This window comes from Mycobacterium sp. ENV421 (genome assembly GCF_002887815.1).
Classification (GTDB): Bacteria; Actinomycetota; Actinomycetes; order Mycobacteriales; family Mycobacteriaceae; genus Mycobacterium.
Genome location: NZ_PDHO01000001.1, coordinates 438,837 through 464,578, shown reverse-complemented (window position 1 = coordinate 464,578; position 25,742 = coordinate 438,837). Strand labels below are relative to the sequence as shown.

The window sequence follows — 25,742 nt, the reverse complement described above, 5'->3', positions numbered from 1 at the left end:
CACACCCTCCTAGAACTGGTCGCGAACTGACTCACAACCAGCCTGGCAAAGAGGGTCAGCGGCGGTAAACGCGCCGAAATCGCTCGGCATAGACTCAGCAGCCGTGAATCCCCTGCGCCGAATCACTGAGGCCATCGCGCTGACCGGTATGCGACCACCGCTGAGCCTGCCGACCGGCATCACCGTCAACCTGCACGGCAAGCGGGTGCTGATCACCGGCGCCTCCTCGGGCATCGGTGCCGCCGGCGCCGAACAGTTCGCCGCCGAAGGGTGCGAGGTCATCCTGGTTGCCCGCCGCGAAGACCTGCTCGCCGAGGTCGTCGACCGCATCACCGACGCCGGCGGATCCGCGACCGCGATCCCGTGCGACCTGTCCGACCTCGACGCCGTCGACGCGCTGGCGCAGCAGGTCGGCGCCGTCGACATCCTGGTCAACAACGCAGGTCGCTCGATCCGCAGACCGCTGGCCGAATCGCTGGACCGCTGGCATGACGTCGAGCGCACCATGATGCTGAACTACTTCTCACCGCTGCGCCTCATCCGCGGGCTGGCGCCCGCCATGTTGGAGCGCGGCGACGGACACATCATCAACGTCGCCACCTGGGGCGTCTTCAGCGAAGCCTCTCCCCTGTTCGGGGTGTACAACGCGTCGAAGTCCGCGCTCAGCGCGGTCAGCCGGGTCATCGAAACCGAATGGTCCGGCCAGGGCGTGCATTCCACGACGCTGTACTACCCGCTGGTGGCCACCCCGATGATCGCGCCGACCAAGGAGTACGACGGGCTTCCCGCGCTGACCCCGGACGAGGCCGGCCAGTGGATGATCGAGGCTGCGCGGCACCGCCCGGTGCGGATCGCGCCACGCATGGCGGTCACCGCCCGCGCGCTCGACGTCGTCGCACCCGGCGCGATGAACCGGGCGATGAAGCGTCAGCGCCTGCAGCCGAACTGAGGTAGACACGACGGCATGGAGATCCTTGCGAGCCGGATGCTGCTCCGGCCGGCGAATTACGAACGCTCACTGGACTTCTACCGCGACGCACTCGGACTGGCCATCGCGCGCGAATACGGCGGCGGGACAGTGTTCTATGCCGGGCAGTCGCTGATCGAACTCGCCGGCCACGGCGCCCCCGCGAACGCGCAGGGCCCGTACCCCGCCTCGTTGTGGCTGCAGGTGCGCGACCTCTACGCCACCCAACAGGAATTGACGTCCCGCGGAGTCGAGATCGCCCGCGAAGCCCGGCGCGAACCGTGGGGCCTACACGAGATGCACGTCAACGACCCGGACGGGATCACGCTGATCTTCGTGCAGGTCCCCGAGGATCACCCGCTGCGGCGCGACAGCCGAGGCTAGTGCGCTTCGAGCGGCCAGCCGACCGAGGCCAGCCGGGCGGCAACCTGGTTGAGCTCTTCGGGATTCGGTTCCTTCGCGATGACCTCGCGGACCGCCTCGCGAATCTGGTCTTCGGTGACAGGAGTATCGAAATCCGTTGCGCGCAGCACGGACTGGGCAGCCTGCACCACTTCGTCCTCGGCCAGCGACCTCTTCAGCAGTGCCAGTAGCGGGTAATAGTCCTTGGGCGGAACACCTTCCGGATATCCCTTGTGCAACCAGCCGAGGACGCTGTCGAGAAACGCGGGGGGCTGTTGGATGGTCATCGCAATCTCACTTCTTCAGCATCGGGAAGAGGTCGACGCCGAAGTGGTGGATGACCGTCGACCGGGTGATCCAGGCGACGGCCGTCACGATCACCAGCGAGACGACGATGAACAGGACGATCCCCAGGACCTTCAGGGCCGGGTTCGGCTTGTGGATCACATGGTCGGCTTCTTCGCCGCCGGCGCCGAACGAGTAGGCCAGCATGCCGGACGCGAACAGCGCAGGCAGGCCTGCACCGAGAACAAGCCCGACCACCAACACCTTGAGGATCGATTCGAAGTACGTCATCAACGTTTCCTTTGGCTTGTCGCGGTGATCAGACCGAGGCGGTGGGTTCGGCCGGCTTCGCGTCCCCGGTGGCCGCCCGCACTTCGGCAGGCACCACGGAGTTGGTCGACGTATCCCAATCGGCGTTGACGTTGCGGTGGTCGACCTTCTGCTGCTGGGCGCGCCACCAGATGTAGCCCGACAGCCCGACCAGGATCAGGAAGATCAGGCCGTCGCCCATCAGCTGCGAACCACTGATGTCCTTGACCAGAGCGGACAGCCAGTACGAGAGCGCACCCACCAGCCCGGCGGCGGGCAGCGTGATCAGCCAGGCCACCACCATGCGACCGGCGACGGCCCAGCGCACCTCGGCACCCGGCTTGCCGACACCGCTGCCCAGGATCGAGCCGGTGGCGACGTGCGTGGTGGACAGCGCCATACCGGCAGCGCTGGAGGTGAGAATGACTGCGGCAGAGGAGGCTTCGGCGGCAAGGCCCTGTGGCGACTCAATTTCGACCAAGCCCTTGCCCAGCGTGCGGATGACACGCCAGCCGCCGATGTAGGTGCCAAGGCCGATCGCCAGCGCGCAGCTGAAGATGATCCAGAACGGCAGGCCGTCCTTCTTCACGTCGCCGGTCAGGTGGCCGGTGGTGATCAAAGCCAGCGCGATGACGCCCATCGTCTTCTGTGCATCGTTGGTGCCGTGCGCAAGTGAGACCAGGGAAGCGGTGGCGATCTGGCCCCATCGGAAGCCCGTCTCCCGCCGGCTTGCCAGTACCCGGCGGGTGATGCGGTAGACCAGCCACGTACCGCAGCCGGCGACCAAACCGGCGATCAACGGTGAGGCCACCGCGGGCAGCAGGACCTTCTGGGTGACGCCCGACCAGTTGACGCCGGCGGAGCCCAAGGCCGCCAGACCGGAGCCGATCAATCCGCCGAACAGCGCGTGCGACGAGCTCGACGGAATGCCGAACAGCCACGTCATCAGGTTCCACAGGATGCCGCCGATAAGGCCGGCGAAGATGATGGTCAATCCCGTCGAGGACGAGATGCCCGGCAGCAGGTGACCCGTCTTACCGTCTTGGACCTTCAGCACCGACGTGGTCACGGTGACGGCCACCTCGACCGAGAGGAACGCACCCACCAGATTCAGGAGCCCGGACAGCAGCACCGCAGTTTTGGGCTTGAGCGCGCCCGTGGCGATCGATGTCGCCATGGCATTGCCGGTGTCGTGGAATCCATTGGTGAAATCGAATGCCAGCGCCGTGGCAATCAACAACACCAGGATGATCATCTCCGTGCTCATGACACAGATTCTGCTGGGTGCTTTGGCACTTTGACCAGTTGCCAAAAGTCCTCGAACTGGGCATTTGCGAACGTCCCGCAGGTGTTCATCGGTCGTTAACCTACCAGCCTTACGCCGTTTCTCGGGGCCGACGCATCGGGGGTACAACGTAGGCGCGGCAATTCGATGCCGACTAGAATTCGTGCATTCCACAGGGCGCCCACACGCCCCCCGCAAGGGAGATGCTGCGGTGACCAACTTCATCACCAAAATCGTGGCCTGGATCAAAGCCGGTTACCCCGACGGGGTCCCGCACCCCGACCAGGTGCCGCTGTTCGCGCTGCTGCGGCGGAGGTTGAGCGACGACGAGGTCATCGCGGTGGCCAACGCACTGCTCGAGCGCGGCGCGTTCGACCACATCGACATCGGGGTACTGATCACTGAGATCACCGACGCGCTGCCCACTCCGGAGGACATCGATCGGGTCCATGACAGGCTGGCGAACTACGGCTGGCCGCTGGACGATCCACGGGACAGTGAGGACGTCGAATAACCACTCTGCGAGCGCTCGCCATTCCGCCCGGCCCCTCGGCGCAGTCAGTGATGGCCGCCCTGGATGGTGTGCTCGACGGGCGCGACGCGCCCCTGGTGCCGATTCCCGCCGGCGACTTGCGTGAGAGCGAGTTGCTGACAAGCTCCCTGCGAGTCGGCGAGGAAATCGACGACGACGTCGCGCTGGTGGTGTCGACGTCGGGCACCACCGGCACGCCCAAGGGCGCGATGCTCACCCCTGCGGCGCTGATCGCCAGCGCATCGGCCACCCTGGATCACCTCGGCGGCCCGGGGACCTGGCTGCTGGCGCTGCCGACGCATCACATCGCCGGGATCCAGGTGCTGGTGCGCAGCCTGCAGGCCGGCACGGTGCCGGTCGAGATGGACGTCTCAGCAGGCTTCGATGTCACCCAATTACCCACGGCCATTGCACAATTGGGATCGGGGCGGCGCTACACCTCGCTGGTTGCCACTCAGCTCGCCAAGGTGCTGCTCGACCCCGAGGCCACCGCGGCACTCGCCGAACTCGACGTCGTGCTGCTCGGTGGCGGGCCCGCGCCGCGGCCGGTTCTGGACGGTGCGGCGGCAGCCGGAATCACGGTGGTGCGGACTTATGGCTCCAGCGAGACCGCCGGCGGATGCGTGTACGACGGCGTCCCGCTGACCGGGGTGACCATCCGGCTGGACGATGGTGCCGAGCCGGGCGAGGGTCGCATCGTGATCGGCGGTCCGACGTTGGCGCTGGGCTATCGCAATCCGCCCGTTCCCAATCCGTTTTCCGAAGCCGGCTGGTTCCGGACCGATGATCTGGGCACCGTCGACGAGGACGGCCGGCTGCGCGTACTGGGCCGGGTCGACGAGGGCATCAGCACCGGCGGGCTGACGGTGATGCCCGCACCGGTGGAAGCAGTGCTCTCGCAGCACCCGGCGATCGCCGATTGCGCGGTGTTCGGTCTCGACGACGACCGGCTCGGCGAGCGGGTGGCGGCCGCAGTGGTGCTTGTCACTGGGGCCCTCGAACCCAGCCTGGACGACATTCGTGAGCACCTGGCCGAGTCGCTCGATCCGACGGCCGCCCCCCGTGAACTGCACATTCTCGACGAGCTGCCGCGACGCGGCATCGGCAAGCTCGACCGTCGCGCGCTCCGCGAGCGGTTTGCCAACGGCGGCGACCTACCCGGCGGCTACGGCTGGTGAACAATGGTTTACGCAGCCACATAGAGGGGACAGAAGAGTATGGACGAGCTGAAGTTTCTCGACCTGCACGGTGACCAGGTGGCCTATCTCGACGAAGGCCAGGGCGACGTCATCCTGCTGCTGCACGGCATGGCCGGCAGCTCGCAGACCTGGCGCCAGATGATGCGCCCGCTGTCGCGCCGATACCGGGTGATCGCCCCGGACCTGCCCGGCCACGGGCGTTCCGACAAGCCGCGCAGCGACTACTCGCTGGGCGCGTTCGCGGTGTTTCTGCGCGACTTGCTCGACGAACTCGGCGTGACACACGCCACCGTCGTCGGGCAGTCACTGGGCGGCGGCATCGCCATGCAATTCGTCTATCAGCACCCCGACTACTGCCGGCGGCTGGTCCTGATGAACAGCGGTGGGCTGGGCCCGGACGTCGGATGGACATTGCGACTGCTCTCCGCGCCCGGCGCCGAGCTGATCATGCCGATCATCGCGCCGCCGCCGGTGCTCGCCGCCGGTGAGAAGGTGCGGTCGCTGTTCAGCAAGCTCGGCATCACCTCGCCGCGCGGCGGGGAGATCTGGAACGCCTACAGTTCCTTCGCCGATGCCGAGACGCGGCAGGCGTTCCTGCGCACGCTGCGTTCGGTGGTCGACTACCGCGGGCAGGCCGTCAGCGCCTTGAACCGACTGCACGTCGCCACCATGCCGGTCATGGTCATCTGGGGCGATCAGGACGCCATCATTCCCGTCGAGCACGCGTACTCCGCGCATGAGACGCGGCCGGACGTCCGGCTCGAAGTGCTGGCCGGCGTCGGACACTTCCCCCAGGTGGAGCGCCCGATGGAAGTAGTCGACCTGATCGACGACTTCATCGCCACCACGGCGGGCGCCGACATCGAGCAGCCCGCCACCCAGGCGTGACCGAACCCGTCGACCGATTCGCCGCCGCGGCGGTGGCCAGGCTCGCCACCGTGACACCGGACGGCCCCCCGCACGTGGTGCCGATCGTGTTCGCGGTGGCCGAGTCCACCATCTACACCGCGGTGGACGGGAAGCCGAAAACCACTCACCGGCTGCGGCGGCTGGCCAACATCGAGGCCAACCCGCGGGTGAGCATCCTGGTGGACCACTACGACGACGACTGGTTGCAGCTGTGGTGGGTGCGGGCCGACGGCATCGCGGCAATCCACCACGACGATTCGGTATGCGAACGCGGCTATGAACTGTTGCGCGCGAAATACCCCCAGTACCAGTATGTTCCGCTGGACGGCCCGGTGATCGCGGTGGATGTCGATCAGTGGACGTCCTGGGGCGACTGACCCCGCCGGGTGTGCCCGGCACCGAAATCCACATCACGGCTGTGAATCTCGTGATGTCACAACCCTGTCGTCGATCTCGCGGCTGCTATCACCGGCAACGCCCGTACGCTGGAGTCTTGTGAGCATCGGTCGCAAGGAAGCGGTCGCGGTAACCGTCGGCGTGCTGCTGGTGATCGCGGCGTTCGTCGTTCCGCACCTTCATCTGGGCCTCGTCACCCCGCTGATCAACAGCTCCCCCGCCCAAATCAAGAGCTTCGCCGACACCGCACCGATCTTCGGGTGGTGGAACGCCCACGTCGGCTGGGGCACCGTACCGGCGATCCTCATCGGTGTGGCGGCCGTGATCTGGGGCACCACGCTCGCGCGGCGGCTGCCCTGGCGAGCGTTGACGCTCACGGTGTGGGCGACGTCGATGCTCTGGGCGTTCTCCCTGGCGATGATCGACGGCTGGCAGCGCGGCTTCGCAGGCCGGCTCACCGCCCGGCACGAATACCTCAATCAGGTTCCGACGATCACCGACATCCCGGTAGCGGTCCGCACGTTCGCCAGCCGGATCCTGGATTTCCAACCGAATTCGTGGATCACCCACGTCTCCGGTCATCCGCCGGGGGCGCTGCTGACGTTCGTCTGGCTCGATCGCATCGGCCTCGGCGGCGGCGCGTGGGCCGGCCTGTGGTGTCTGTTGGTCGGCTCGTCCGCAGCGGCGGCCATCGTGGTCGCGGTACGAGCACTCAACGGTGAGCAGACGGCACGCCTGGTCGCGCCGTTCGTCGCCGTCGCACCGACCGCGATCTGGATCGCGGTGTCCGCCGACGGCTATTTCGCGGGTGTCGCCGCGTGGGGAATCGCGTTGCTGGCGTTGGCCGTTCGCCGGACGGTGCGCCGGCCCCTGCTGGTCGCCGTGGCAGCCGGCCTGGTGTTGGGCTGGGCGATCTTCCTCAATTACGGGCTGGCCCTGATGGCCGTGCCCGCAGTCGCCGTCCTGATGTGCGCGACGTCGTGGCGCGGCGCGGTTCGGGTACTGATTCCGGCGGCGCTGGGCGCACTGGCGGTGGTCGGCGTGTTCGCGATCGCAGGCTTCTGGTGGTTCGACGGCTACACCCTTGTGCAGCAGCGGTATTGGCAGGGCATTGCGCTGAACCGGCCGTTCCAGTACTGGAGTTGGGCCAACCTGGCCTCGGTGGTGTGCGCAATCGGGCTGGGCAGCGTCGCCGGCATCGGCCGGGTATTCGACATCGCCGCGATCAAACGACGCTCCGGGCTGCACCTGCTGGTCCTGGCCGCCCTGGTCGCGATCCTGTTCGCCGACCTGTCGATGCTGTCGAAAGCCGAGACCGAACGGATCTGGCTACCGTTCGAGGTGTGGCTCACCGCCGCCGGTGCCCTGCTGCCCGTCTGGGCCCACCGATGGTGGCTGGGTCTCAACATCATCGGCGCGCTGCTGCTCAACCATTTCATCCTGACCAACTGGTAGCACCCGGTCACCGACGAGATACAGCAGTGCCGCGCCCCAGACCACGGCAAGCGCAATCCAGAAGCCGGTCTCGTAGTTGCGGTCGAGCACCGTCAGATTGTCCAGATGCAGTCCGGGCTTGTCGTAGACCGGAATCGCCAGCAGCACAAGGACCACCGTGAGGAGTGCGGCCACCAGCACCGGCGTCCACCACTTGTGCGGCAGGAGACGCCGGCCGGCGAACCCGAGGGCAACGCACACCGGCGCGAAAACCGCGTCGTGCAGCAGCACACCGATCAAGGCCCACACCACGATGCGGATGATGACGTCGGTCGAGTTGTCCGCCACCAGCACCACACCGTAGACGCCGAGCGCCACCCCGAGCGCCACCAGGAAAAGCCGGGCGGACGTCACGTCACCACCTCAATTCTGGACAGCCATTTCGTCTGCAGCACACCTGGTCTCGTCGGGGCGATCAGCCGGCACGGATAACCGTGGTCGAGGTCGAGGGTCTGACCGTTGAGCTTCAGCGCAATCAGGGTCTGTGAATCACGGGTGTGCCGCGCGGGCAGCACGGTGCGCGAGTACGGCCCCGGCGGTTCAAGCGAGATCATCCGGACATCGGAATCAGCCTTGGCACCAACAGCTTTGAGTAGATCGGCGAGAACGACACCAGTCCAGTCTGCGGTGGCACTCCAGCCCTCCACACACGCGATGGGAAGCCGATGGGTGGTTTGCGGCATCGCCGCGAGCTCGTCGACGGTCATCGCCGTGACGGCGGCACCGTTGACGATGGTCAGCCGGTAGTCCGGCGAGCGCGCGCTGCCGAGCACCCCGGCGGCGAACGCCGACCGGTTCACCGGCACACCCTGGGGGCCCTCGCCCGACCGCGGGGCCAGTAGGGACACCCGCCGAAGCCACGGAATCGTCTGCCCCGCTGTGACTACCGTTGCCGCGCCGACGGCCAGCCAGGTGCCGGCCAGCACCGCGCGCCGGCTGGGACCGACCCGCAGCTCACCGGTGGGCGGCTCCTCGAGAGGCTCGCCGAGAGCCCGGCGGATCACCGGCAGTTTCACCCCGATGTGCACCAGGACCGCCCCGGCCGCGACGTAGGCCATCGCGTAATGGCTGGTGGTGAAGAAGAACTTGAACGCATACCACTGCGCGATGTTCATGACGCCGGTGGACAGCTGAAAGATCATCGAGCCCACCAGAACCAGGATCGACGCCCGCTCGATCTGCCGGGTCAGCCCGCCGATGATGGGCCGTTCGAACAGCTTGGGGTACACCGACCACAGCTTGACCAGCAGCAGCGGGATCGCGGCGATACCCGAGATGACGTGCAGGCCCTGGGTCAGCTGATAGAGCCAGACCGGGCGCGTCGGCCACAACAAACACGGTTGCGGATGCTGGATGAAGTGGCTGATCAATCCCGTGCCGAAGCAGACGGCCACGGCGACACCGAGCGCGACCCCGACCCGAGCCGTCACTGCTGTACCACGCAAGGAAGTGGCCTTCGTGGTGGATCCCATCTGCGGCGTCACGTCAGCGTGAGTGTAGCCACCACACGCCCGCCGATCGGGTGAATCCCGACCAACGTCAATCCAGCTTCTTCGGCCAGCGCGGCCGCGCAGTCCACACCCACCGAGGCCCATTTGAACCACGGGCCGATGTTGTTCGACGACTCCAACCGCACCCAGCTGGTCCGCACCCCGGCTGTGCCCGGGTCGAACTCGGCCACGCAACGACCGCCGGCGCACAGCAACTCCGCGGCCCGGCGCAGAACCCGGCGCGGATCACCGGCCAGACCGATGTTCCCGTCGGCCAACAGCACCGTCTGCCAGCGGCCGGTTCCCGGTAGCGGCTCGAACACGTCGCGCAGCAACGCCGGTGCACCGCTACGCCGTGCGAGCCGGACCGCCGTCGCCGACTGGTCGACACCAAGGGCAGGAATACCGCGCTGGATCAAATCCGCTACCAAACGTCCTGGGCCGCAACCCAAGTCGATCGTCGGACCGTCGCACAGCGCCACGATGGCCGCGTCGAACACGCTGTCGGCGTCCTGACCGCCCAGCCAGCTGCGCACCGGAAGCGGGTGCCGTCGGCCGTCGCCGTGGCGCAACCAACATCGCTCACCGTCGAGGGCGTCGTCGTACAGCTGTCCCAACATTCACAGTCCTCGGGTGGCTTGGGCGAACCGACTCGACGGTGCGCAGGCGGCGCGGACGGCAGGAATGTCGTCGACGGCGTCGACGTCGTGCAGTTCCTCGACAAGGGTCACGGAAATACCGGTGTGCTCCAGCGCGGCGAGCGTTACAGCGCCGGTGTCGGACTGGGACATCGGCACATCACGCAGACAGTCGGCACTCGCGCCGTCGGACACGCCGAGCACCCACCACCCGCCGTCGCGCGCCATTCCGAGTACGGCCTGTGCGTCGATCAGCCGGTGGGCGCAGGCGGTGAGAAGCTCCGCGCTCACCTGCGGGGTGTCCATCCCGATCTGCAGAACCGGCTGACGAACCGTCGCGGCGTCGGTGTGCGCATTGGCCAGCCGGTCGGCGAAGCCGTCACCGCGTTGCGCGATCACGGTGAAGTCGGCGAGCCGATCGTGTATCTCATCGGCCCGGCAGGCGTGATCCAGCTCGCCGGTCATCGCGACCACCCGATGCGTGACCGGGGCTTCGGCCACCGCGTCGAGGGTGTCCAACAGCGCGGCGGCAGCGATGTCGGCCGCCGCACGGTCCCCCACCGTCGCGGCCAACCGGGTCTTGGCGAGTCCGGGTATCGGCGCTTTGGCCACCACCAGCACGGTGACCGGGATCGGCGTCACGAAATGACCTTCCAGAAGTCAACGGCGGCGGTGAAGCTTCCTCGCACCGACCCGCTGACCTTCGATTTGCCGCCGACCCGCGGGCCGTAGTCGACGTCGACCTCCACCACACGCCATCCCGCGGCAGCGGCACGAACCAGTAGTTCGAGCGGGTACCCCGAACGGCGGTCGACTACGCCGAGTGCCAGCAACGCGTCACGGGTGGCCACCCGCATCGGCGCGATGTCGTGGACCGGCAGCCGATGCCGGGTCCGCAACCGCCAGCACACCGCCGCGGTGCCCAAACGGGCATGCCAGGGCCATGTCACCCCTGGCAGCGGACGGCGCCGGCCGGTCACCATGTCGGCGCCGGCCTCCAGCGCGGCGACCAGCCGCGGCAGATCGGCGGGGTCCAGCGAACCGTCACCGTCGAGCACCGCGACGATGGGCGTGGTGGCCGCCAGCACCCCGGCGTGAACCGCGGATCCGTAGCCCGGCCGGGCCTCGTGGACCACGTCCGCGCCGTGCTGCTCAGCGACCTGCGCCGTGCCGTCGGTGCTGTTGTTGTCCACGACCAGAGCGCGATAACCAGGCGGCATGGCGGCCAGCACGGTGGGCAGTGAATCCGCTTCGTTCAGGCAGGGCAGCACCACCGTGACCGGACAGTCGGGCATAGGAGCCAACCTAGGCGAGCATTGGCGAATCTGCGCGGGAGGGAATGACAAAATCGTGACGTTGGTGCAGGTGAAGGCTGCTGTTGGCTAACCTTTTCCTATGCCCGCACGTGTGCTCATCGCCGACGACGACACCGTCGTCCGTGACGTGGTGCGCCGATACCTCGAGCGCGACGGCCTGGAAGTGGCAGTGGCGGGCGATGGGAGCGAGGCGCTGCGGGTGCTGGGCACGCAGCGAATCGACGTCGCGGTGCTCGACGTGATGATGCCCGGACCCAACGGTCTGTCGCTGTGCCGAACCCTGCGCCAGCACGGCGACTTCAGCGTTCCGGTGATCCTGCTGACCGCGCTCGGCGAGGAAGAAGACCGCATTGCGGGGCTGGAGGCCGGCGCCGACGACTACCTGACCAAGCCGTTCAGCCCGCGCGAGCTCGCGCTGCGGGTGCGTTCGGTGTTGCGGCGGGCCCCGGCCCCCGCGGCCGCTCTCCCGCTGGAGATGACCGTCGGTGACCTGACGGTGTCGACGGCGGCGCGTGCCGTGCAGATCGACGGTAAGCCGGTGGGCTTGACCAACCGCGAATTCGATCTGCTGCTGTTCTTCCTGACGCACACCGACACCGTGTTCTCCCGCGAGGAGTTGCTGCAGCAGGTGTGGCATTGGGACTTCGGTGACCTGTCGACGGTCACCGTGCATGTCAAGCGCTTGCGGTCCAAGCTCGGCGATCATCACCGCGTACAAACGGTCTGGGGCCGTGGGTACCTGTGGCGCGGTGAAGCCGGCGGCGGTGACCGTGCCACCGCATGATCTCGCCCAGATCGCGGTACTTGCGCTGGCCTGCTCGCTGCCGGTAGTCCTGTTGGGCGCGTTGGTGATCCGGCTGGCCCGGTCCTGGTCGATGACGGTCACGATGGTCGCCCTGGTGTTGATCCCGACGCTGGCGACGCTGACCGGCGTGCTGGGCGCCAGCGGATTCATGATCACCAGCACGTTCGCGCCGATCGCCGTCGTGCTACTGATCGTGGCGATCGTGACACTGCCCGCGGCGGTGATGCTGGCCCGCTACCAGGCACGCCGGACGGTGTGGGAGAGAGAGATTCACGACGCCGAGCGGATGGCCGAACAGTCCAGACGCCGCTTGGTGGCGTTCGTCAGCCATGACCTGCGCACCCCGCTGGCCGGCATCCGCGCGCTGGCCGAGGCGATCGCCGACGGGGTGGTCAGCGACGACGAGGTGCGGGTGCAGGCCAAACACATTGAACACGAATCGGTTCGGCTCTCCGAGATGGTCGACGACCTGTTCGAGATGTCGAAGATCAACGCTGGAGCGGTCCACGCGCCATACGAGAAGGTGGCCCTCGACGAGGTCGTCGACGACGTGATCGCGGCCCACAAGATCGCCGCGGAGCGGGCCGGGGTGCACCTGACCGCGTCGGTACCGGCCGACCCGGTCCGGGTGATCGGCAGCGATCGCGCGCTGGTCCGGGTGTTGTCCAATCTGGTGGCGAACGCGATTGCGCACACCCCGTCCGGTGGGGCGGTGACGCTGGCGCTCGGCAGCGATGCCACCGGCGCGTGGGCGCGGGTGGACGACACCGGCGTCGGGATCGACGAGACGGACCTGCCGCGGGTGTTCGACGTGGCCTATCGCGGCTCGAACGGTCGTGTGCCGCGCGAGGATTCGTCGCTGCCCAGCGGCTCCGGCCTGGGGTTGGCGATCGCGGCCGGGCTGGTGCAGGCACACCACGGCACCCTGTCGGCGCACAACACCGCCCACGGGGCCCGGTTCGAGGTCCGGCTGCCGAAGTCGGAGTGAGCAGGTTCGCCGAGATCGACGTTCTGCAGCGATCTACTCGAGCTTCTCCGGCGAAACGTCGGTTTGGGCGTAGTAGCGTGGGCGAGATGTCCGTAGCCCAGCGTGAACGTGCCGCCCTCGTCGCCGCCCTGCGCGACGTCGGACCCGACGCACCGACCTTGTGTGAAGGCTGGACGGCCCGAGACCTGGCAGCACACTTGATGGTTCGCGAGTATCGCGTGGATGCCGCGCCCGGCATCCTCATTCCGCTGTTCGCCGGGCACACCGCCAAGGTGCAGGACGCGGTGGCCGGTCAGACGCAGTGGGACGACCTGCTGGACAAGGTGGCCGCCGGCCCACCGCTCTACTCGCCGCTGAAGCTGGTCGATTCGGTGGCCAACGTCGCCGAGATGTTCATCCACCATGAGGACGTCCGCCGCGCCCAGCCGGACTGGCAGCCGCGGGTGCTCGACGCGGAACTGACCGGAAAGTTGCGGCGCACTCTGGGAATGATGGCCCGGCTGACGCTGGCCAAAATGCCGGCCCGCGTGCAGCTGGTCACCCCCGACGGCAAGACCGTGCTGACCGCGGGCCACGGCCCGGCCGTGACGGTGACCGGCGCTCCCGAGGAGCTGTTGTTGTTCGCGACCGGACGGCCGGCCCACGTCGACTTCGACGGCGACCCCTCCGACGTGCAGGCCGTGAAGGCTGCGCCGAAGGGGCTGTAGGTCAGTCGTCGAGTGACCTACTGAGCCGCTCGGCGGCGGCGAGGTAATCCTCGATGAACTCCAGAACCACCTCGCGGGCCGGCTTGACCTTGTTCATCAGCCCGACGCCCTGGCCGACGAAGTAGGTCGCCAACGCCTGAGCACCGGGATGGCCGCCCTCGGCGAGCTTGTCGATCCGGCGCAACACCGGCTCGGCGATCATGTTCTGCAGCGGCAGGGGCAGCGGTTGGCGACCGCCCTCGTGCGGTGCCCACGCATCGGTCCAATCCGAAACCAGTTGGCGCGACGGCTTTCCCGTGCGGCCGGCCGACCGGACCGTGTCGCGCGACGTCGCGGCCAGGAACTTCTGCACCGTGTACGGTGCCGTCTCGGCCTCCTCGGTGGTCAACCACACCGAACCCGTCCAGGCGCCTGCTGCACCCAGGGCGACGGATGCGGCCATCTGCCGGCCCGTCACGATCCCGCCCGCCGCCAGCACCGGGACCTCGCGAATCGGCTTGATGGCTTCGATGACCTCGGGGATGAGCACCAGAGTGGTCACCTCACCGCAGTGACCGCCGGCCTCGGTGCCCTGCGCGACGATGAGGTCGACGCCGGCGTTGACCTGTTTGATCGCGTGCTCCTTGGCGCCGACGAGCGCCGCGACCGGGATGCCGGTCTGCTTGCCTGCCTCGATCATGTAGTCCGGCGGAACGCCGAGTGCGTTGGCCATCAACTTGATCGGATGACTCAGCGAGACGTCGAGCAGGCTCGCGCCGGTGTCCCCACTCAGCGACGACGCGGCCATCCGCGGCTGATCGCTGACGTCGATGTCGTGGGCGGCAAGGAGTTCGTTGATGAAGCCGCGGAAATCCTCGGGAATGCGGTCGGCGAGCTGACCGAACGAGAGGTTCTCGCCCTTGCCCTCGAATTTGGCGGGCACGATGATGTCCACGCCGTACGGCTTGCCCTTCACCTGCTCGTCGATCCAGGTGAGCTCCTGGTCGAGCTGATCGGGGGTGTAGGCGGTGCCGCCGAGCACGCCGAAGCCGCCCGCGTTGGTCACGGCGGCTACGACGTCGCGGCAGTGGCTGAAGGCGAACAAAGGGAACTCGATGCCGAACTGGTCGCAGATCTCAGTCTTCACCGGCCCAGTATGCGCTCGACCCCCTTCCCGACCAACCACCGGGTTGGGAAGGGGGTCGAGCTGCTGATCGATCAGGCGGGGGTGAGCGCCTGCGCCGTGAGCAGGGCTTGTGCAACCCCGGACACGATCGACGCCAGCCGGATCGCCTCGAAGATCACCGTCCGGGACACCTCGGCCTTACGTAGCTCGTCCTCGTGCGCGGTCAGGCATTGCGCACACCCGTTGATCGCCGACACGGCCAGCGACCACAGCTCGAAGTCCGCCTTGGCCACGCCCGGGTTGGCGATGATGTTCATCCGTAGACCGGCCCGCAGGTCGTCATACCGACCCTCGAGCTGATACTTGGTGCGGTAGAAGACGTTGTTCATCCCCATGATCGCGGCAGCGCCCAACGCGGCGTGATACGCCTCCTCGGACAGCACGTCCAAGGCGTCCTCGGTCACCTCGCGCAGCAGCCGCTCGGACTTGGTCGCCGCGGCGGTCGCCACGAGCGCGCCCCACAACTGCTGTTCGGTCAGCTCGGTCGAGCGGACGATGCTGCCCAGGTTGAGCTTGAGATCCTTGGCGTACTCCGGCAGAGCTTCCTTGACGTTATCGATGCTCATGCTCAGACCGCCTCGGCCAGCAACTCGCCGGCGTCGATGGTCGGGTCGCCCTTCTTCCAGTTGCAGGCACACAGCTCGTCGGACTGCAACGCGTCGAGCACCCGCAGCACCTCGTCGACGTTGCGGCCGACCGATCCCGCGGTCACCGAGACGAATTGGATCTCGTTGTTCGGGTCGACGATGAACGTGGCACGGTCGGCCACGCCGTCGGCGTTGAGCACGCCGGTGGCCAGGGCGAGCTCGCGCTTGAGGTCGGACACCATCGGGAACGGCAGCTTCTTGAGATCCTCGTGCTGCGCGCGCCACTGGAAGTGGACGAACTCGTTGTCCACCGACACCCCGATCACCTGGGCATCGCGGTCTTCGAACTCGTCGTTGAGCTTGCCGAACGCGGCGATCTCAGTGGGGCAGACGAACGTGAAGTCCTTGGGCCAGAAGAAGATAATGCGCCACTTGCCCGGGCTGTCCGAGCTCGTCACCTGAATGAAGTAATCGTCGGGCTGCTGGGCGTTGACCTTCGACAGGTCACCCCCGACAACCGCTTTGAGGTCATAGGCCGGGAACTGATCCCCGATTGTCAACAGAGCCATGATCGTCACCACTCCTTGTATAGCTAAATTGGAACCAATCCAGATTCTGCCATTGCGGTGCGGTTTAGTCAGCGCTCCCCGCGCCGAAGGTGACTATTGTCACCAGTTCCGGGGACCGCGGACATCATCCATGAAATGCCCACGGAGCGAAGGGATTTAAAGATGTGGCGCGGGTCACGCCCGCAAGGGCGCGAAGGCGAAGTCCCGCAGTCCCCGGTCCGGGTCGACCTCGGCCCGAAATCCCAGCCGCTCGGCAGCCAGGGCGGGATCGGCCACGATGTGGCGGACGTCACCGCTGCGGAACTGGCCGGTGACCACCGGCGCCGGGCCACCCCGAGCCTCGCAGATCCGGGTGGCGACCGTCATGATCGAGACCGGCCGCCCCGAGCACACGTTCGCCGCCAGAAATCCACCGGCTTCCGAATGCACGGCCGCGACGTTTGCCGCCGCGACGTCGTCAACGTGCACGAAATCTCGCATCTGGCCGCCGTCTTCGAAAACCCTTGGCGGCTCGCCCTTCTCGAGCGACGACCGGAATATCGCGGCCACTCCCGAGTACGGGGTGTCACGCGGCATGCCGGGGCCGTAGACATTGTGATAGCGCAGCGCGACCACCGACCCGCCGGTCGATTCAGCCCACGCCAGCGCGTAGTGCTCCTGAGCCGCCTTGCTGGCGGCGTACAGGCTGCGGGGGCGCAGCGGCGCGTCCTCACCGACCAGCTGCCACTGCAGTTCCTCACCCCCGAGGGGGCAACGATGTTCGAAGACGCCGGCATCGAGGTCGGCCCGGGTGCGCGGCAATGGTTCGACGGCACCGTGTTCGGGGCAGCGGTATCCGCCCTGGCCGTAGACCACCATCGACGACGCCAACACCAACCGCTGCACGCCGGCGGCGAACATCTGCGCCAGCAGAACTGCGGTCCCATAGTCGTTGTGACTGCCGTAGGACGGCGCGTCGGCGGCGTTGACACCCGCCCCCACCACAGCGGCCTGATGGCACACGGCGTCGACCCCGGACAGCAAGGGCGCCAAGGCATCCGCGTCGCGCACGTCGACCCGGTGGGTGTCGTCGGGCAGTTGGGCCCCGGGACCATGAGCCGCGTCGAGCATGACGTCTGCGGCCACCACCTCGTGCCCGTCAGCCAACAGCGCCGTGCGCACCCGGCTGCCGATGAACCCGGCCGCGCCGGTCAGCAGGATCCTCATGGCAGGTCGAACGGCAACTCGACACCTTCGTGCGCAAGGCAGTGCTCGCACACGCGGTCAGACGCCACCTGGTCGATGGCTTCCAGCACCAACTGCTTGAACGGCCCCATGTTCTTCTCGAACTCCGCGAAGACGTCAACCGCGCGAACACCCGCCCCGACATCCACGCCGGCATCCAGATCGGTCACCAAAGCAATTGCCGCATAACACATTTCCAACTCCCGGGCGAGCACCGCCTCGGGATATCCGGTCATGTTGATCAAGCTGAACCCTTCGCGCGCGAACCACTGACTCTCGGCTCGGGTGGAGAACCGTGGCCCCTGCACCACCACCATGGTGCCGCCGTCGACCACACCGGGCAGCCCCGTCACCGCCGAGCGCAACGTCGGGCAGTACGGATCGGCGAAGCCGACATGGATACCGCCGGAGTCGAAGTACGTGTCCAGCCTGCCCCGGGTCCGGTCGACCAATTGATCGGGGACGACGACGGCACCCGGTCCGAGCTCGGGAGTGAGGCTGCCGACTGCGCACGGCCCGAACACCCGCCGCACGCCGAGTGCACGCAGCGCCCACATGTTGGCCCGGTAGGGCACCTTGTGGGGCGAGAACTCATGGCTCAGGCCGTGCCGGGGCAGAAAGGCGACCTCGTGCTGTCCGACCCGGCCGACCGTGATCGGCGCACTCGGCTCCCCGTAGGGCGTATCCAGGTTGACGCTGCGCGCGTCGGCCCCGAAGAAGGTGTAGAAACCGCTGCCGCCGATGACTCCGAGCATTCGACCATTGTGCAGGCAGTTCCGATCTCGCCGATCACTGGCCGTCGGACGATCCCCCGGCCGAATCCGCTTCCTTCAACCGGGCGCTGATCCGCCGGCAGCCATCGCCGAGCGCGATCATCTGATTCCTGCTCAGCTCATCGAGGAAGTGGGCACGCACCACACCGGCGTAGGTCTCCAACGACGCGGCGGCCACCCGCAGCCCGTGGCGGGTGAGCGTCGCCAGCACTCGGCGGCCGTCATCGCTACTCGCCTCCCGGTCGACCAGTCGCCGCCGCTCGAGGCGCTGGATCTGCTGGGTCAGCGCACTCGGGGTGACCATCAGCATCTCGGCCAGAGCACCCATCGGACTGGGACCATGACTCTTCAGATGGGTCATCAATTGGACGTCGGCGAGACTCAGTTGGTGATGATGCTGCAGGGCGCGATTGACCAGGCCGTGCAGTGCGATGGCGACCGACTCGAACTGCACCCACGCATGGGCCTCGACATCGTCGAGGCCCAGTCTGTGGCGGCGTTGTTGAACCAATCGACGGCCCACGTCGCCCGGTCGACGTGTCGACACGCGTCCTCGCTTGACCTTTCGGAACGAAGGGTGGGCCCCCGGTCACCTGGACCGGGGGCCACCGCTCACTTCATGACGACCAGTGGACGCCGGTTAGTTACCTGCGGCATGCCGGGCGCTGTGACCCTTGGCACCGCTGCTGCCACCCGACTCCTTCTTCGCCCCAGCGGCACCCGCGGGCTTCGAGGAGCCGGCGGCCGCGGCACCACGCGCGCCCGCCGCACCTGAGCCAGTGACCTGGCCCGGCTCGACCTTGTTGCCGTCTTTGACCGTCGAATCAGAACCCGCGGCCGCTTCCGCACCCTCAGCCGCCGAATCGGCGGCCGGGCTGACCGCAGCAGTTGCTGTCTTGGATTGAGCCACACCGGATCCGCTCTCAACGGCAGCCGGCGCATCGGCCACCACGGCCTCAGCGCTGGGGGCGGCCTTCTTCGCCGCGGCGGTAGTAACCGGGGCCGGCGCGCCCAGAGCGACGGCGATCGCATTCGGGATATCGACCAGCAGAGCGTGGACCAAGCCCCCACCCAGAACGCCAGGCTCCGGCGGCAGGGAGAACAGCCCGGGATAGACGCCGTCCTGGTAGCCGTTGAGCACCGCTCCGACGACCGTCGGCAGGGTGTTGACGGCGTTGTTGAAAGCGGTGACATACTCGCCGGCCGCCGCCGCGTCGAGCACACTCTGCGCGCTGTCGCCGAACGCCTGGATCCCACCCTCGATCGGGCCGAGGATACCGAGGACCAGCGGCAGCGCGGTGTTGAGCCCGGCCAGCGTCTTGACCACTGCGCTGAGGTTGTCGGTGATCTTGCCGGGGATGTCCAGCACCGGGAACAGCGGAAGGCCGATCGAGAAGATGGCGCTGCCCAGCGCGTTGTTGATCGTCGATGCCGCCCCGGACAGGTCGCCGTCGGCGATCTGCTGGAGGGCCGTGTTGATCGATTCGGGCACGGTCTGGGTGAAGTAGGTCCAGGTGCCGGTGGCGACACCGCCCAGGGCAGTGCCGACGGTCTCGCCGTAACCGAGCCAGTTGGTGCCGAGCTGGCGTAGCGCGGGCGCCGGGTTGGCCAGCCACTCCTGACCGATCGCTGTCACGTTGCTGGCCGCGGCAGTCAGGACATCAACCCACGGGGTGACGGGGTCGAATCCACCGGCAGCTGTGAGCTGAATGCTCGCGGTCGAGAAGACGGCCGGGGCGTGGATGTTTGAGAGCGAGGAAGCGGCCGGTTGAATCGGAGCCAGCGCAATAGCGCCGGCTCCCAGCAGTGCTACCCCGGTGGCGACAGACGGCCGGACAGCAATGGGCATGGTTACTCCTGTCAGGGGACAAGTGCGGACCGGGCAAAAGTTACCTGAGGGAAACCTGAGAGCTGCCGCATTCCGGAAAGAACTTACTTGTCAGTCAGTTGCAGGCACACGACCGCAATGTCGGTCCACGCGCGGAAGCACTGGTGAACGCCATTCTCCGCTTCTCCAGCGAACAGATCTGACGCGTGAAATATTTTAGGAGGCAACTATCCGCGTCGGCATCGGAACCGCACTGACGGCTAGATCCCTATTAACCGAGAAGCCCTCAGGAGCAGCTGACACAAGTCGTGCGCCCTGGTTTCATTTGCTGGAGGCCGATCCCGTGAACAAACTGAGCCAGGTCGGCCTTGGTTTTACATCGCCTACCCCAGCTACCCCTGCAACCGCGTTTGCGGCAAAGCCGGGCGGCCGACTCGCGACCCTCCTGCGAACACAGATACCCAGATTGCCTCCCCTTGGCTAACTAATTTCAGTGCCGCCGCCCAGCTATTTAGTTAACAAACCTTTACTGGCGGGCGAGCAAACTCGGTGATCGATGGGTGGTCGAGCCAGCAGCGACGATCGCGCCAACATGCGACGATTGCGGGCGTGGCGAGCATCGCGCAGTGGGTCGAAGGGGCCAGACCCAGAACTCTGCCCAACGCGGTGGCGCCGGTGGTCGCGGGTACCGGCGCAGCGGCCTGGCTGGACGCCTTCGTGTGGTGGAAGGCGCTGCTGGCACTTGCCGTCTCACTCGCACTAATCGTCGGGGTCAACTTCGCCAACGACTACTCCGACGGCATCCGCGGAACCGACGACGAACGGGCCGGACCGCTGCGACTGGTCGGCTCGAAGCTGGCGTCACCGCGCGCGGTGCTGAGCGCTGCCGTCATCAGCATCGGTGTGGGCGCGGTCGCCGGGCTGGCGCTGGCCGTCGTCAGCGCGCCCTGGCTGATCGCGGTGGGTGTCGTCTGTATCGCGGGAGCGTGGCTGTACACCGGCGGCTCGCGACCCTACGGCTATGCCGGATTCGGCGAAGTCGCGGTGTTCGTGTTCTTCGGCCTCGTCGCCGTGCTGGGCACGCAGTACACCCAGGCGCTGCGGGTCGACTGGGTCGGCCTGGCGCTGGCCGTCGCGACCGGCGCGCTGTCGTCGGCCGTGCTGGTGGCCAACAACCTGCGTGACATCCCGACCGACCGGGTGGCGGGCAAGGTCACCTTGGCCGTCCGGCTGGGCGATGGCCGCACCCGAATCCTCTACCAGTCCATGCTGGCCGTGGCCGGCGTGCTGACCCTGGTCCTGATGCTCGCCACACCGTGGTGCGCGGTCGGCCTGCTCGCCGCACCGCTGGCCCTGCGTGCGGCCGGCCCGGTGCGCCGCGGCCTCGGTGGTCGCGAGCTCATCCCGGTGCTGCGCGATACCGGCCTGACGATGCTGGTCTGGTCGATCGCGGTGGCACTGGCGCTCGCGCTCGGCTAGTCGGTCGGCTCCTTGCCGCGCAGCCGGGCCTGCAGTTGCTCACGGTCACGGCGACGACGCTCATCGACCGCGGCGATGCTCGCGGTGGCCCGCTTGCGCAGTGGCGCCAACAGCCAGATCCCCAGCGGCAGAGCCAGCACGATCGCGAACAACAACGCCACGATGAGCGGGAACTCGGTGATCCCGATCAGCTTGCCGAGGTAGTAGATCGCCGCCGTCAGAACTACCACCAAGGCGATCCGCGCAAGGGTGTACACGAGGACGTCGAGCGCTAAGCGACCGCCCGCGCCCGGGGTCTTGTTGTCCGAATTGTCCGACACCGCGCCGAGCCTACCGACGCGCGTATATTCGGACAAAGGAGGTTTTCGTGCTGTACCTGCTGTTGATTCTGATCATCGCCGCCGCGGTCTACGTCGGCTGGCGCGCGGTTCGCGCCCAGGCGCAGCGGCCGAAGACCAGGGTCGTCGGCCCCGACGACGACCCCGACTTCCTGTGGCGACTCAGCCACGGCGACAACAACCCCCGCTAGCGCTCGCGCTCGCCGAACCGTTCGTTCGCCTCGACGGCGGGAAAGCCGTCGGCGACCACAGCGGCCAGCTGAACCAGCGCCTCACGAGTCTTCGGCTTCAGCCGCTCGAGATCGATCTCGGCGCCCTCTTCCAGATGCGGGTCGAACGGCACCACGCACACCGCGCGGCACCGCCGCGAGAAGTGGTCCACCACCTTCTGCATGTCGACCTTGCCCGACCGCGGCCGGACGGCGTTGATCACGCATACCGACCGCCGCACCAGGTCCTGATGACCGTGGGCGTCCAGCCAGTCCAGCGTCGCCGAGGCGCTGCGGGCGCCGTCCACCGACCCCGAACTCACCACGACCAGTGCGTCGGCCTGCGACAGCACCGACGACATCGCCGAGTGCAGCAGTCCGGTGCCACAGTCGGTGAGTACCAGGCTGTAGAACCGCTCGAGCACCGCCAGCGCCTTGTCGTAATCCGTTGCGCTGAACGCCTCGGACACCGCGGGGTCGCTTTCTGACGCCAGCACTTCCAGCCGGCTCGGGCCCTGCGAGGTGTAACCGCGGACATCGCTGTAGCGCTCGATCTTCTCGGCGTCGCGCAGCAGATGACGCACGGTGGCCGGGGTTTCCAGCGGCACCTTCTGGCTCAGGGTCCCGCGGTCGGGATTGGCGTCGACCGCGATCACCCGGTCGCCCCGAATCGTGGCGAACGTCCCGCCCAGAGTGGCGGTGATCGTCGTCTTGCCGACCCCACCCTTCAGCGACAGCAGCGCGATCTTGTAGCAGCCCTGCAGCGGACGGTTCACCTGTGCGACCAGGTTGGTGTGGTGCGCGGCGCGCTGGCCCTCGCCGACGTTGATCAGCTTGCCCGACGCCAAATACAGCCAGCGTCGCCAGCCACCGGACGGCGGCGGCTTCACCTGGCGCAGCAGCGCGCTCGTCGACAGGTCCGGATACGGCGTCGGCGGCACCGTCGGGCGGTAGGACGGCACCGGATGCTCGGCGACGTACTGGTTGAACAGCGGCGCGGCCGCGGTCAGCGACTCCATCGGGATGCCGATCGGCGGGGTGGGCGCCAGCCAGTCCGGTTCGGATTCGGGTGCCATGGTCGCCGGATCGGTGAACCGCTGTTCGGTGCGGAATACCGTTGTCGCATCAGTTAATTCATGGCCCTGGCGGGACCCATGAGGAGTGGACACGTGCACTTCCCCCTGACATATCGTTTCGGGTCGAGTGGTGGTTCGTGGGTCCTTTGAACCCTAGCGCACGCTCGTGTCAGCTCACTCCGGCGTAGGAGTGCAGGCCGACCGTCACCAGGTTGATGAAGAACAGATTGAAGACCATCGCGACGAAGCCAATGACGTTGATCCACGCGGCTTTTTTGTCGCGCCATCCCGCCGTCGAGCGGGCGTGCAGGTATGCGGCGTAGACCACCCACGCGATGAACGACACCGTCTCCTTGGGGTCCCAGCCCCAGTACCGGCCCCACGCCTCCTCGGCCCAGATGGCACCGAAGATGACGCCGAAGCCGAAGATCGGGAACGCGAAAATCGTGGTGCGGTAAGCGATTCGGTCGAGAGTCTGAGCATCGGGCAGCCGCTGCACGATCTGCGCCAGCCGTCCATCCCGGCCGGGATCGGCCAGTGAGGACATCTTCAGCAGGAACAGGATGCTGGCCACCCCGGCGACCAGGAAGACACCCGAGCCGAGGCTGACGACCGACACGTGGATCGGCAGCCAGTACGACTGCAGCGCGGGCATCACCGGTGCGGCGTTGGTGTACAGCCAACGGCCCGAGACGGTCAGGAGGATGAGTACAGGAACGAGTACGAAAACCCACAGCGCGCGGTACTGCGGTCTGCGCAGCACGATCGACGCCGCGATCAGCCCGCAGAAACAGGTCAGGTTGATGAACTCGTACATGTTGCCCCACGGCACGCGCGCGGTGGCCAGCCCGCGCAGCACGATGCAGACGAACAGCAAGGCGATGCCGAGGTACACCAGCGACAAGCCGGCGGTGCCGATGCGCTCGTCGGCGGAGCGCCCGGGTCGGTCGACGACGACGCCGGGGCGGTCGCTGTCGGCGGAGACGGCCCCGGCCGACACCAGCTCGCGGGCCTCGACCTTGCGGCCTCGGCTGTAGGCGAGTTCGACGGCCAGCAGCAGCAGCGCCAAGACCAGGACGACGACCGACGAGGTGAAAGCCCAATCGGAGTAGCGGGCCAGCCCGATGTCGATGTGCTCGGTATTCATGCTCAGACCTTCTCTTTCGACGGCTCCGGCGGGTCCGCCAACATCCGTTCGGTGAGCTTCTCGAACTCGTTGCCCCAGCCGGAGTTGTCGGTGCGGGCCAGACCGCCCAGCTCGACATTCACCGTACCGGGCGAACTGCCAGGGCCATCTCCCGAGTCGCTTCGCTCCTGCCCGCCGGTGGAAATCCTCGCCCACACCCGGCGGCGGCGCACGATCAGCGACACCAGCAGACCGCCCATCATCGACATCGCGAACACCAGCACCCACACCTGCCCGGGATCGTGGGAAACCTGCAGGTTGACGAACGGGGTGGCGCCGTCGAACCGGACCACGGTGCCGTCGTCGAGGCGCACCTCCTCGCCAAGGCGCAGGTTGGTGCGCTTGACCTTGGTCAGCCGCTTCTGCTCGATGAGGCGCGGGTCGAGGGTGAACAGTGACTGCGGTCGGCCGGTGTCCAGCCCGGTGTCGCCGCGGTAGATGTCGATGGCCACCGCCGGGTCGTTGGCCGCCGGATACTTCGACGACAGCAGGGTGCCGTCGAGTTCGGCGGTGGGCGCGAACAGCCCCATGATCGCCAGCTGATGCTTACGCCGCTCGGTGGGGTCGGGGTACATGCCGCCGGGCGGGTCGACGCGGATGACGCCCGAGGACAGCAGGGTGTGCTGATCGTCCGGACGCCATTGCAGGGTCTGGGTCCGCTTCTGCCCGTTCGGGAAGGTGACGGTGAACGTCGGCGCGTAGCCGTGGCCCTGCAGGTACACCCGGTCGCCGCCGATGCGCAGCGGATGGTTGACCTCGAGACGGTAGGGCTGCCAGGTGCCGGCGGCCAGATCGTCCCCGGCCTGGTAGTCGATGTTCGACGCGAACGACAGCGCCTGGCCGTTGGGCAGGTAGTGGGCTTGGAAGTCGTTGACTCGCACGCACATCGGGTACAGGGAGGTGCCGTCGACGCTGTTACCGGCCCGGAACGAGTCGAACGCCGCCGGTGAGGCCGAGCAGAAACCGGGGCCGCCGTTGGCGATGACGATGACGTTGCCCTCGTAACCGAACAGCTTGCCGACGGCGATCGCCACCAGCAGGCCGAGCAGCGAGAAGTGGAAAACGATATTTCCGAACTCGCGCAGGTAACCCTTCTCAGCGGAGATTTCGATGCCGTCGTCGGTGTGGCGGGTGACCCGACGCCAGCCCTTGAGCCGCTCGGATATGCCTGCCGCGACGGCCTCCTGCGTCCCGACCACCTCGGCAGTGGCGTACTTGGGCAACCGGGACAGGTTGCGCGGTGCCGGAACCGGCACAGCCCGCATGCTTTTGACGTGTTCGATCATCCGCGGGGTCAGGCAGCCCACCAGCGAGATGAACAGCAGCGCATAGATCGCGGTGAACCAGAAGCTGGAGAACACCTCGAAGAACTGCAGTCGGTTGAGCCAGGGCCCGATGATGTTGTGCTCGGCGATGTACTGCTCGACCTTGGCGTCGTTCAGGCTGCGTTGCGGCAACAGCGCACCGGGCACAGCCGCGAGGGCGAGCAGAAACAGCAGCACCAACGCGGTGCCCATGGAGGTCAGCGCCCGCCACAGAGCGCGGACTGACCTGCCGAGCAGACGCAAAATCGCCCCAAAACCCCC

The 25,742-nt window shown here is 67.3% G+C and carries 30 protein-coding genes; 12 read left to right on the top strand and 18 right to left on the bottom strand.

From position 1 onward, the window contains the following. Window positions 1-103 precede the first annotated feature (103 nt). Window positions 104-949: an SDR family oxidoreductase gene (locus CRM90_RS02225; protein WP_286145608.1), complete on the top strand. Its 846-nt coding sequence runs from the start codon at window positions 104-106 to the stop codon at window positions 947-949. 15 nt (window positions 950-964) lie between these two features. Beyond that, a complete protein-coding gene (locus tag CRM90_RS02220; protein ID WP_102805347.1) occupies window positions 965-1,351 on the top strand; it encodes a VOC family protein in 387 nt (128 codons plus the stop codon). On the opposite strand, the gene CRM90_RS02215 is transcribed toward CRM90_RS02220, so the two are convergent. Genes CRM90_RS02215 through CRM90_RS02205 form a run of 3 tightly spaced genes read right to left on the bottom strand, consistent with a single transcriptional unit; the run spans window position 1,348 to window position 3,230 of the window. Continuing rightward, a complete protein-coding gene (locus tag CRM90_RS02215; RefSeq protein WP_102805346.1) occupies window positions 1,348-1,656 on the bottom strand; it encodes a DUF3349 domain-containing protein in 309 nt (102 codons plus the stop codon). The genes CRM90_RS02220 and CRM90_RS02215 overlap by 4 nt on opposite strands. 7 nt (window positions 1,657-1,663) lie before the next feature. Beyond that, window positions 1,664-1,945: a hypothetical protein gene (locus tag CRM90_RS02210; protein WP_102805345.1), complete on the bottom strand. Its 282-nt coding sequence runs from the start codon at window positions 1,943-1,945 to the stop codon at window positions 1,664-1,666. A gap of 28 nt (window positions 1,946-1,973) precedes the next feature. Further along, window positions 1,974-3,230 (bottom strand): inorganic phosphate transporter, encoded by a 1,257-nt coding sequence (locus CRM90_RS02205; protein ID WP_102805344.1) that lies wholly within the window; start codon window positions 3,228-3,230, stop codon window positions 1,974-1,976. A 229-nt stretch (window positions 3,231-3,459) separates the two neighbouring features. Between CRM90_RS02205 and CRM90_RS02200 the strand changes: the two genes are divergently transcribed. The 5 genes from CRM90_RS02200 to CRM90_RS02180 all read left to right on the top strand — a co-directional run bounded on the left by CRM90_RS02200 (window position 3,460) and on the right by CRM90_RS02180 (window position 7,739). Beyond that, complete coding sequence (locus CRM90_RS02200) at window positions 3,460-3,762, top strand: DUF3349 domain-containing protein (protein ID WP_083118234.1); 303 nt, start codon at window positions 3,460-3,462, stop codon at window positions 3,760-3,762. Window positions 3,763-3,812: 50 nt separating this feature from the next. Next, entirely contained in the window at window positions 3,813-4,958 is a 1,146-nt protein-coding gene (gene menE / locus CRM90_RS02195) for an o-succinylbenzoate--CoA ligase (protein ID WP_233209118.1), read from the top strand. Between the two features lie 39 nt (window positions 4,959-4,997). Beyond that, the gene (locus CRM90_RS02190) at window positions 4,998-5,867 is read left to right on the top strand and encodes an alpha/beta fold hydrolase (protein WP_102805342.1); all 870 of its coding nucleotides are present in this window, start codon (window positions 4,998-5,000) and stop codon (window positions 5,865-5,867) included. Then, a complete protein-coding gene (locus CRM90_RS02185; protein ID WP_102805341.1) occupies window positions 5,864-6,265 on the top strand; it encodes a TIGR03668 family PPOX class F420-dependent oxidoreductase in 402 nt (133 codons plus the stop codon). Before CRM90_RS02190 ends, CRM90_RS02185 begins: the two co-directional genes overlap by 4 nt. Window positions 6,266-6,383: 118 nt before the next feature. Beyond that, the gene (locus tag CRM90_RS02180; protein WP_102805340.1) at window positions 6,384-7,739 is read left to right on the top strand and encodes a hypothetical protein; all 1,356 of its coding nucleotides are present in this window, start codon (window positions 6,384-6,386) and stop codon (window positions 7,737-7,739) included. A gap of 389 nt (window positions 7,740-8,128) precedes the next feature. On the opposite strand, the gene CRM90_RS02170 is transcribed toward CRM90_RS02180, so the two are convergent. The 4 genes from CRM90_RS02170 to CRM90_RS02155 are packed head-to-tail and all read right to left on the bottom strand — an operon-like array spanning window position 8,129 to window position 11,201. After that, a complete protein-coding gene (locus CRM90_RS02170) occupies window positions 8,129-9,250 on the bottom strand; it encodes a molybdopterin-dependent oxidoreductase (protein WP_199189748.1) in 1,122 nt (373 codons plus the stop codon). Between the two features lie 8 nt (window positions 9,251-9,258). Next, window positions 9,259-9,888: a methyltransferase domain-containing protein gene (locus tag CRM90_RS02165; RefSeq protein ID WP_102805339.1), complete on the bottom strand. Its 630-nt coding sequence runs from the start codon at window positions 9,886-9,888 to the stop codon at window positions 9,259-9,261. Next, window positions 9,889-10,548 carry a TIGR04282 family arsenosugar biosynthesis glycosyltransferase gene (locus CRM90_RS02160; RefSeq protein ID WP_102805338.1) on the bottom strand — a complete coding sequence of 220 codons (660 nt, stop codon included), beginning with the start codon at window positions 10,546-10,548 and terminating at the stop codon, window positions 9,889-9,891. Beyond that, window positions 10,545-11,201 (bottom strand): glycosyltransferase family 2 protein, encoded by a 657-nt coding sequence (locus tag CRM90_RS02155; RefSeq protein ID WP_102805337.1) that lies wholly within the window; start codon window positions 11,199-11,201, stop codon window positions 10,545-10,547. The genes CRM90_RS02160 and CRM90_RS02155 overlap by 4 nt, the downstream gene beginning before the upstream one ends. Window positions 11,202-11,301: 100 nt before the next feature. Between CRM90_RS02155 and CRM90_RS02150 the strand changes: the two genes are divergently transcribed. The 3 genes from CRM90_RS02150 (at window position 11,302) to CRM90_RS02140 (ending at window position 13,722) form a co-directional block, all read left to right on the top strand. Then, on the top strand, window positions 11,302-12,006 hold the full coding sequence (locus tag CRM90_RS02150; protein ID WP_102805336.1) for a response regulator transcription factor: 705 nt from the start codon (window positions 11,302-11,304) through the stop codon (window positions 12,004-12,006). Beyond that, window positions 11,993-13,015, top strand: a complete 1,023-nt coding sequence (locus tag CRM90_RS02145; RefSeq protein ID WP_102805405.1) for a sensor histidine kinase — start codon at window positions 11,993-11,995, stop codon at window positions 13,013-13,015. The genes CRM90_RS02150 and CRM90_RS02145 overlap by 14 nt, the downstream gene beginning before the upstream one ends. Before the next feature lie 86 nt (window positions 13,016-13,101). Beyond that, the gene (locus CRM90_RS02140) at window positions 13,102-13,722 is read left to right on the top strand and encodes a TIGR03085 family metal-binding protein (protein ID WP_102805404.1); all 621 of its coding nucleotides are present in this window, start codon (window positions 13,102-13,104) and stop codon (window positions 13,720-13,722) included. A gap of 1 nt (window position 13,723) precedes the next feature. Here the strand turns inward: CRM90_RS02140 and CRM90_RS02135 are convergent, their stop codons facing one another. From CRM90_RS02135 to CRM90_RS02105, 7 genes are all read right to left on the bottom strand, one after another. After that, complete coding sequence (locus CRM90_RS02135; RefSeq protein WP_102805335.1) at window positions 13,724-14,848, bottom strand: NAD(P)H-dependent flavin oxidoreductase; 1,125 nt, start codon at window positions 14,846-14,848, stop codon at window positions 13,724-13,726. Between the two features lie 71 nt (window positions 14,849-14,919). Further along, window positions 14,920-15,453 carry an alkyl hydroperoxide reductase AhpD gene (gene ahpD / locus CRM90_RS02130; protein WP_102805334.1) on the bottom strand — a complete coding sequence of 178 codons (534 nt, stop codon included), beginning with the start codon at window positions 15,451-15,453 and terminating at the stop codon, window positions 14,920-14,922. Window positions 15,454-15,455: 2 nt separating this feature from the next. Further along, window positions 15,456-16,043, bottom strand: coding sequence for a peroxiredoxin (locus tag CRM90_RS02125; protein WP_083118388.1), 588 nt, complete (start codon window positions 16,041-16,043; stop codon window positions 15,456-15,458). 174 nt (window positions 16,044-16,217) lie between these two features. After that, window positions 16,218-17,249 carry an NAD-dependent epimerase/dehydratase family protein gene (locus CRM90_RS02120; protein ID WP_102805333.1) on the bottom strand — a complete coding sequence of 344 codons (1,032 nt, stop codon included), beginning with the start codon at window positions 17,247-17,249 and terminating at the stop codon, window positions 16,218-16,220. Next, a complete protein-coding gene (locus CRM90_RS02115; RefSeq protein WP_102805332.1) occupies window positions 17,246-18,022 on the bottom strand; it encodes an S-methyl-5'-thioadenosine phosphorylase in 777 nt (258 codons plus the stop codon). The genes CRM90_RS02120 and CRM90_RS02115 overlap by 4 nt, the downstream gene beginning before the upstream one ends. 34 nt (window positions 18,023-18,056) lie before the next feature. Next, on the bottom strand, window positions 18,057-18,587 hold the full coding sequence (locus CRM90_RS30865) for a MarR family winged helix-turn-helix transcriptional regulator (protein WP_233209117.1): 531 nt from the start codon (window positions 18,585-18,587) through the stop codon (window positions 18,057-18,059). 93 nt (window positions 18,588-18,680) lie between these two features. Then, entirely contained in the window at window positions 18,681-19,889 is a 1,209-nt protein-coding gene (locus tag CRM90_RS02105; RefSeq protein WP_102805331.1) for a hypothetical protein, read from the bottom strand. Between the two features lie 588 nt (window positions 19,890-20,477). Between CRM90_RS02105 and CRM90_RS02100 the strand changes: the two genes are divergently transcribed. Continuing rightward, window positions 20,478-21,347: a 1,4-dihydroxy-2-naphthoate polyprenyltransferase gene (locus CRM90_RS02100; protein ID WP_102805330.1), complete on the top strand. Its 870-nt coding sequence runs from the start codon at window positions 20,478-20,480 to the stop codon at window positions 21,345-21,347. On the opposite strand, the gene CRM90_RS02095 is transcribed toward CRM90_RS02100, so the two are convergent. Continuing rightward, window positions 21,344-21,667: a DUF4229 domain-containing protein gene (locus CRM90_RS02095; RefSeq protein ID WP_102805329.1), complete on the bottom strand. Its 324-nt coding sequence runs from the start codon at window positions 21,665-21,667 to the stop codon at window positions 21,344-21,346. The two genes, CRM90_RS02100 and CRM90_RS02095, sit on opposite strands and share 4 nt — an antisense overlap. 47 nt (window positions 21,668-21,714) lie before the next feature. On the opposite strand from CRM90_RS02095, the gene CRM90_RS30650 reads away from it, so the two are divergent. After that, window positions 21,715-21,876 carry a hypothetical protein gene (locus CRM90_RS30650; RefSeq protein ID WP_199189737.1) on the top strand — a complete coding sequence of 54 codons (162 nt, stop codon included), beginning with the start codon at window positions 21,715-21,717 and terminating at the stop codon, window positions 21,874-21,876. On the opposite strand, the gene CRM90_RS02090 is transcribed toward CRM90_RS30650, so the two are convergent. From CRM90_RS02090 to resB, 3 genes are all read right to left on the bottom strand, one after another. Next, entirely contained in the window at window positions 21,873-22,970 is a 1,098-nt protein-coding gene (locus CRM90_RS02090) for a MinD/ParA family ATP-binding protein (RefSeq protein WP_102805328.1), read from the bottom strand. The genes CRM90_RS30650 and CRM90_RS02090 overlap by 4 nt on opposite strands. A gap of 169 nt (window positions 22,971-23,139) precedes the next feature. Beyond that, entirely contained in the window at window positions 23,140-24,117 is a 978-nt protein-coding gene (gene ccsB, locus CRM90_RS02085; RefSeq protein ID WP_102805327.1) for a c-type cytochrome biogenesis protein CcsB, read from the bottom strand. Between the two features lie 2 nt (window positions 24,118-24,119). Further along, on the bottom strand, window positions 24,120-25,694 hold the full coding sequence (gene resB / locus CRM90_RS02080; RefSeq protein ID WP_199189747.1) for a cytochrome c biogenesis protein ResB: 1,575 nt from the start codon (window positions 25,692-25,694) through the stop codon (window positions 24,120-24,122). Window positions 25,695-25,742 lie beyond the last annotated feature (48 nt).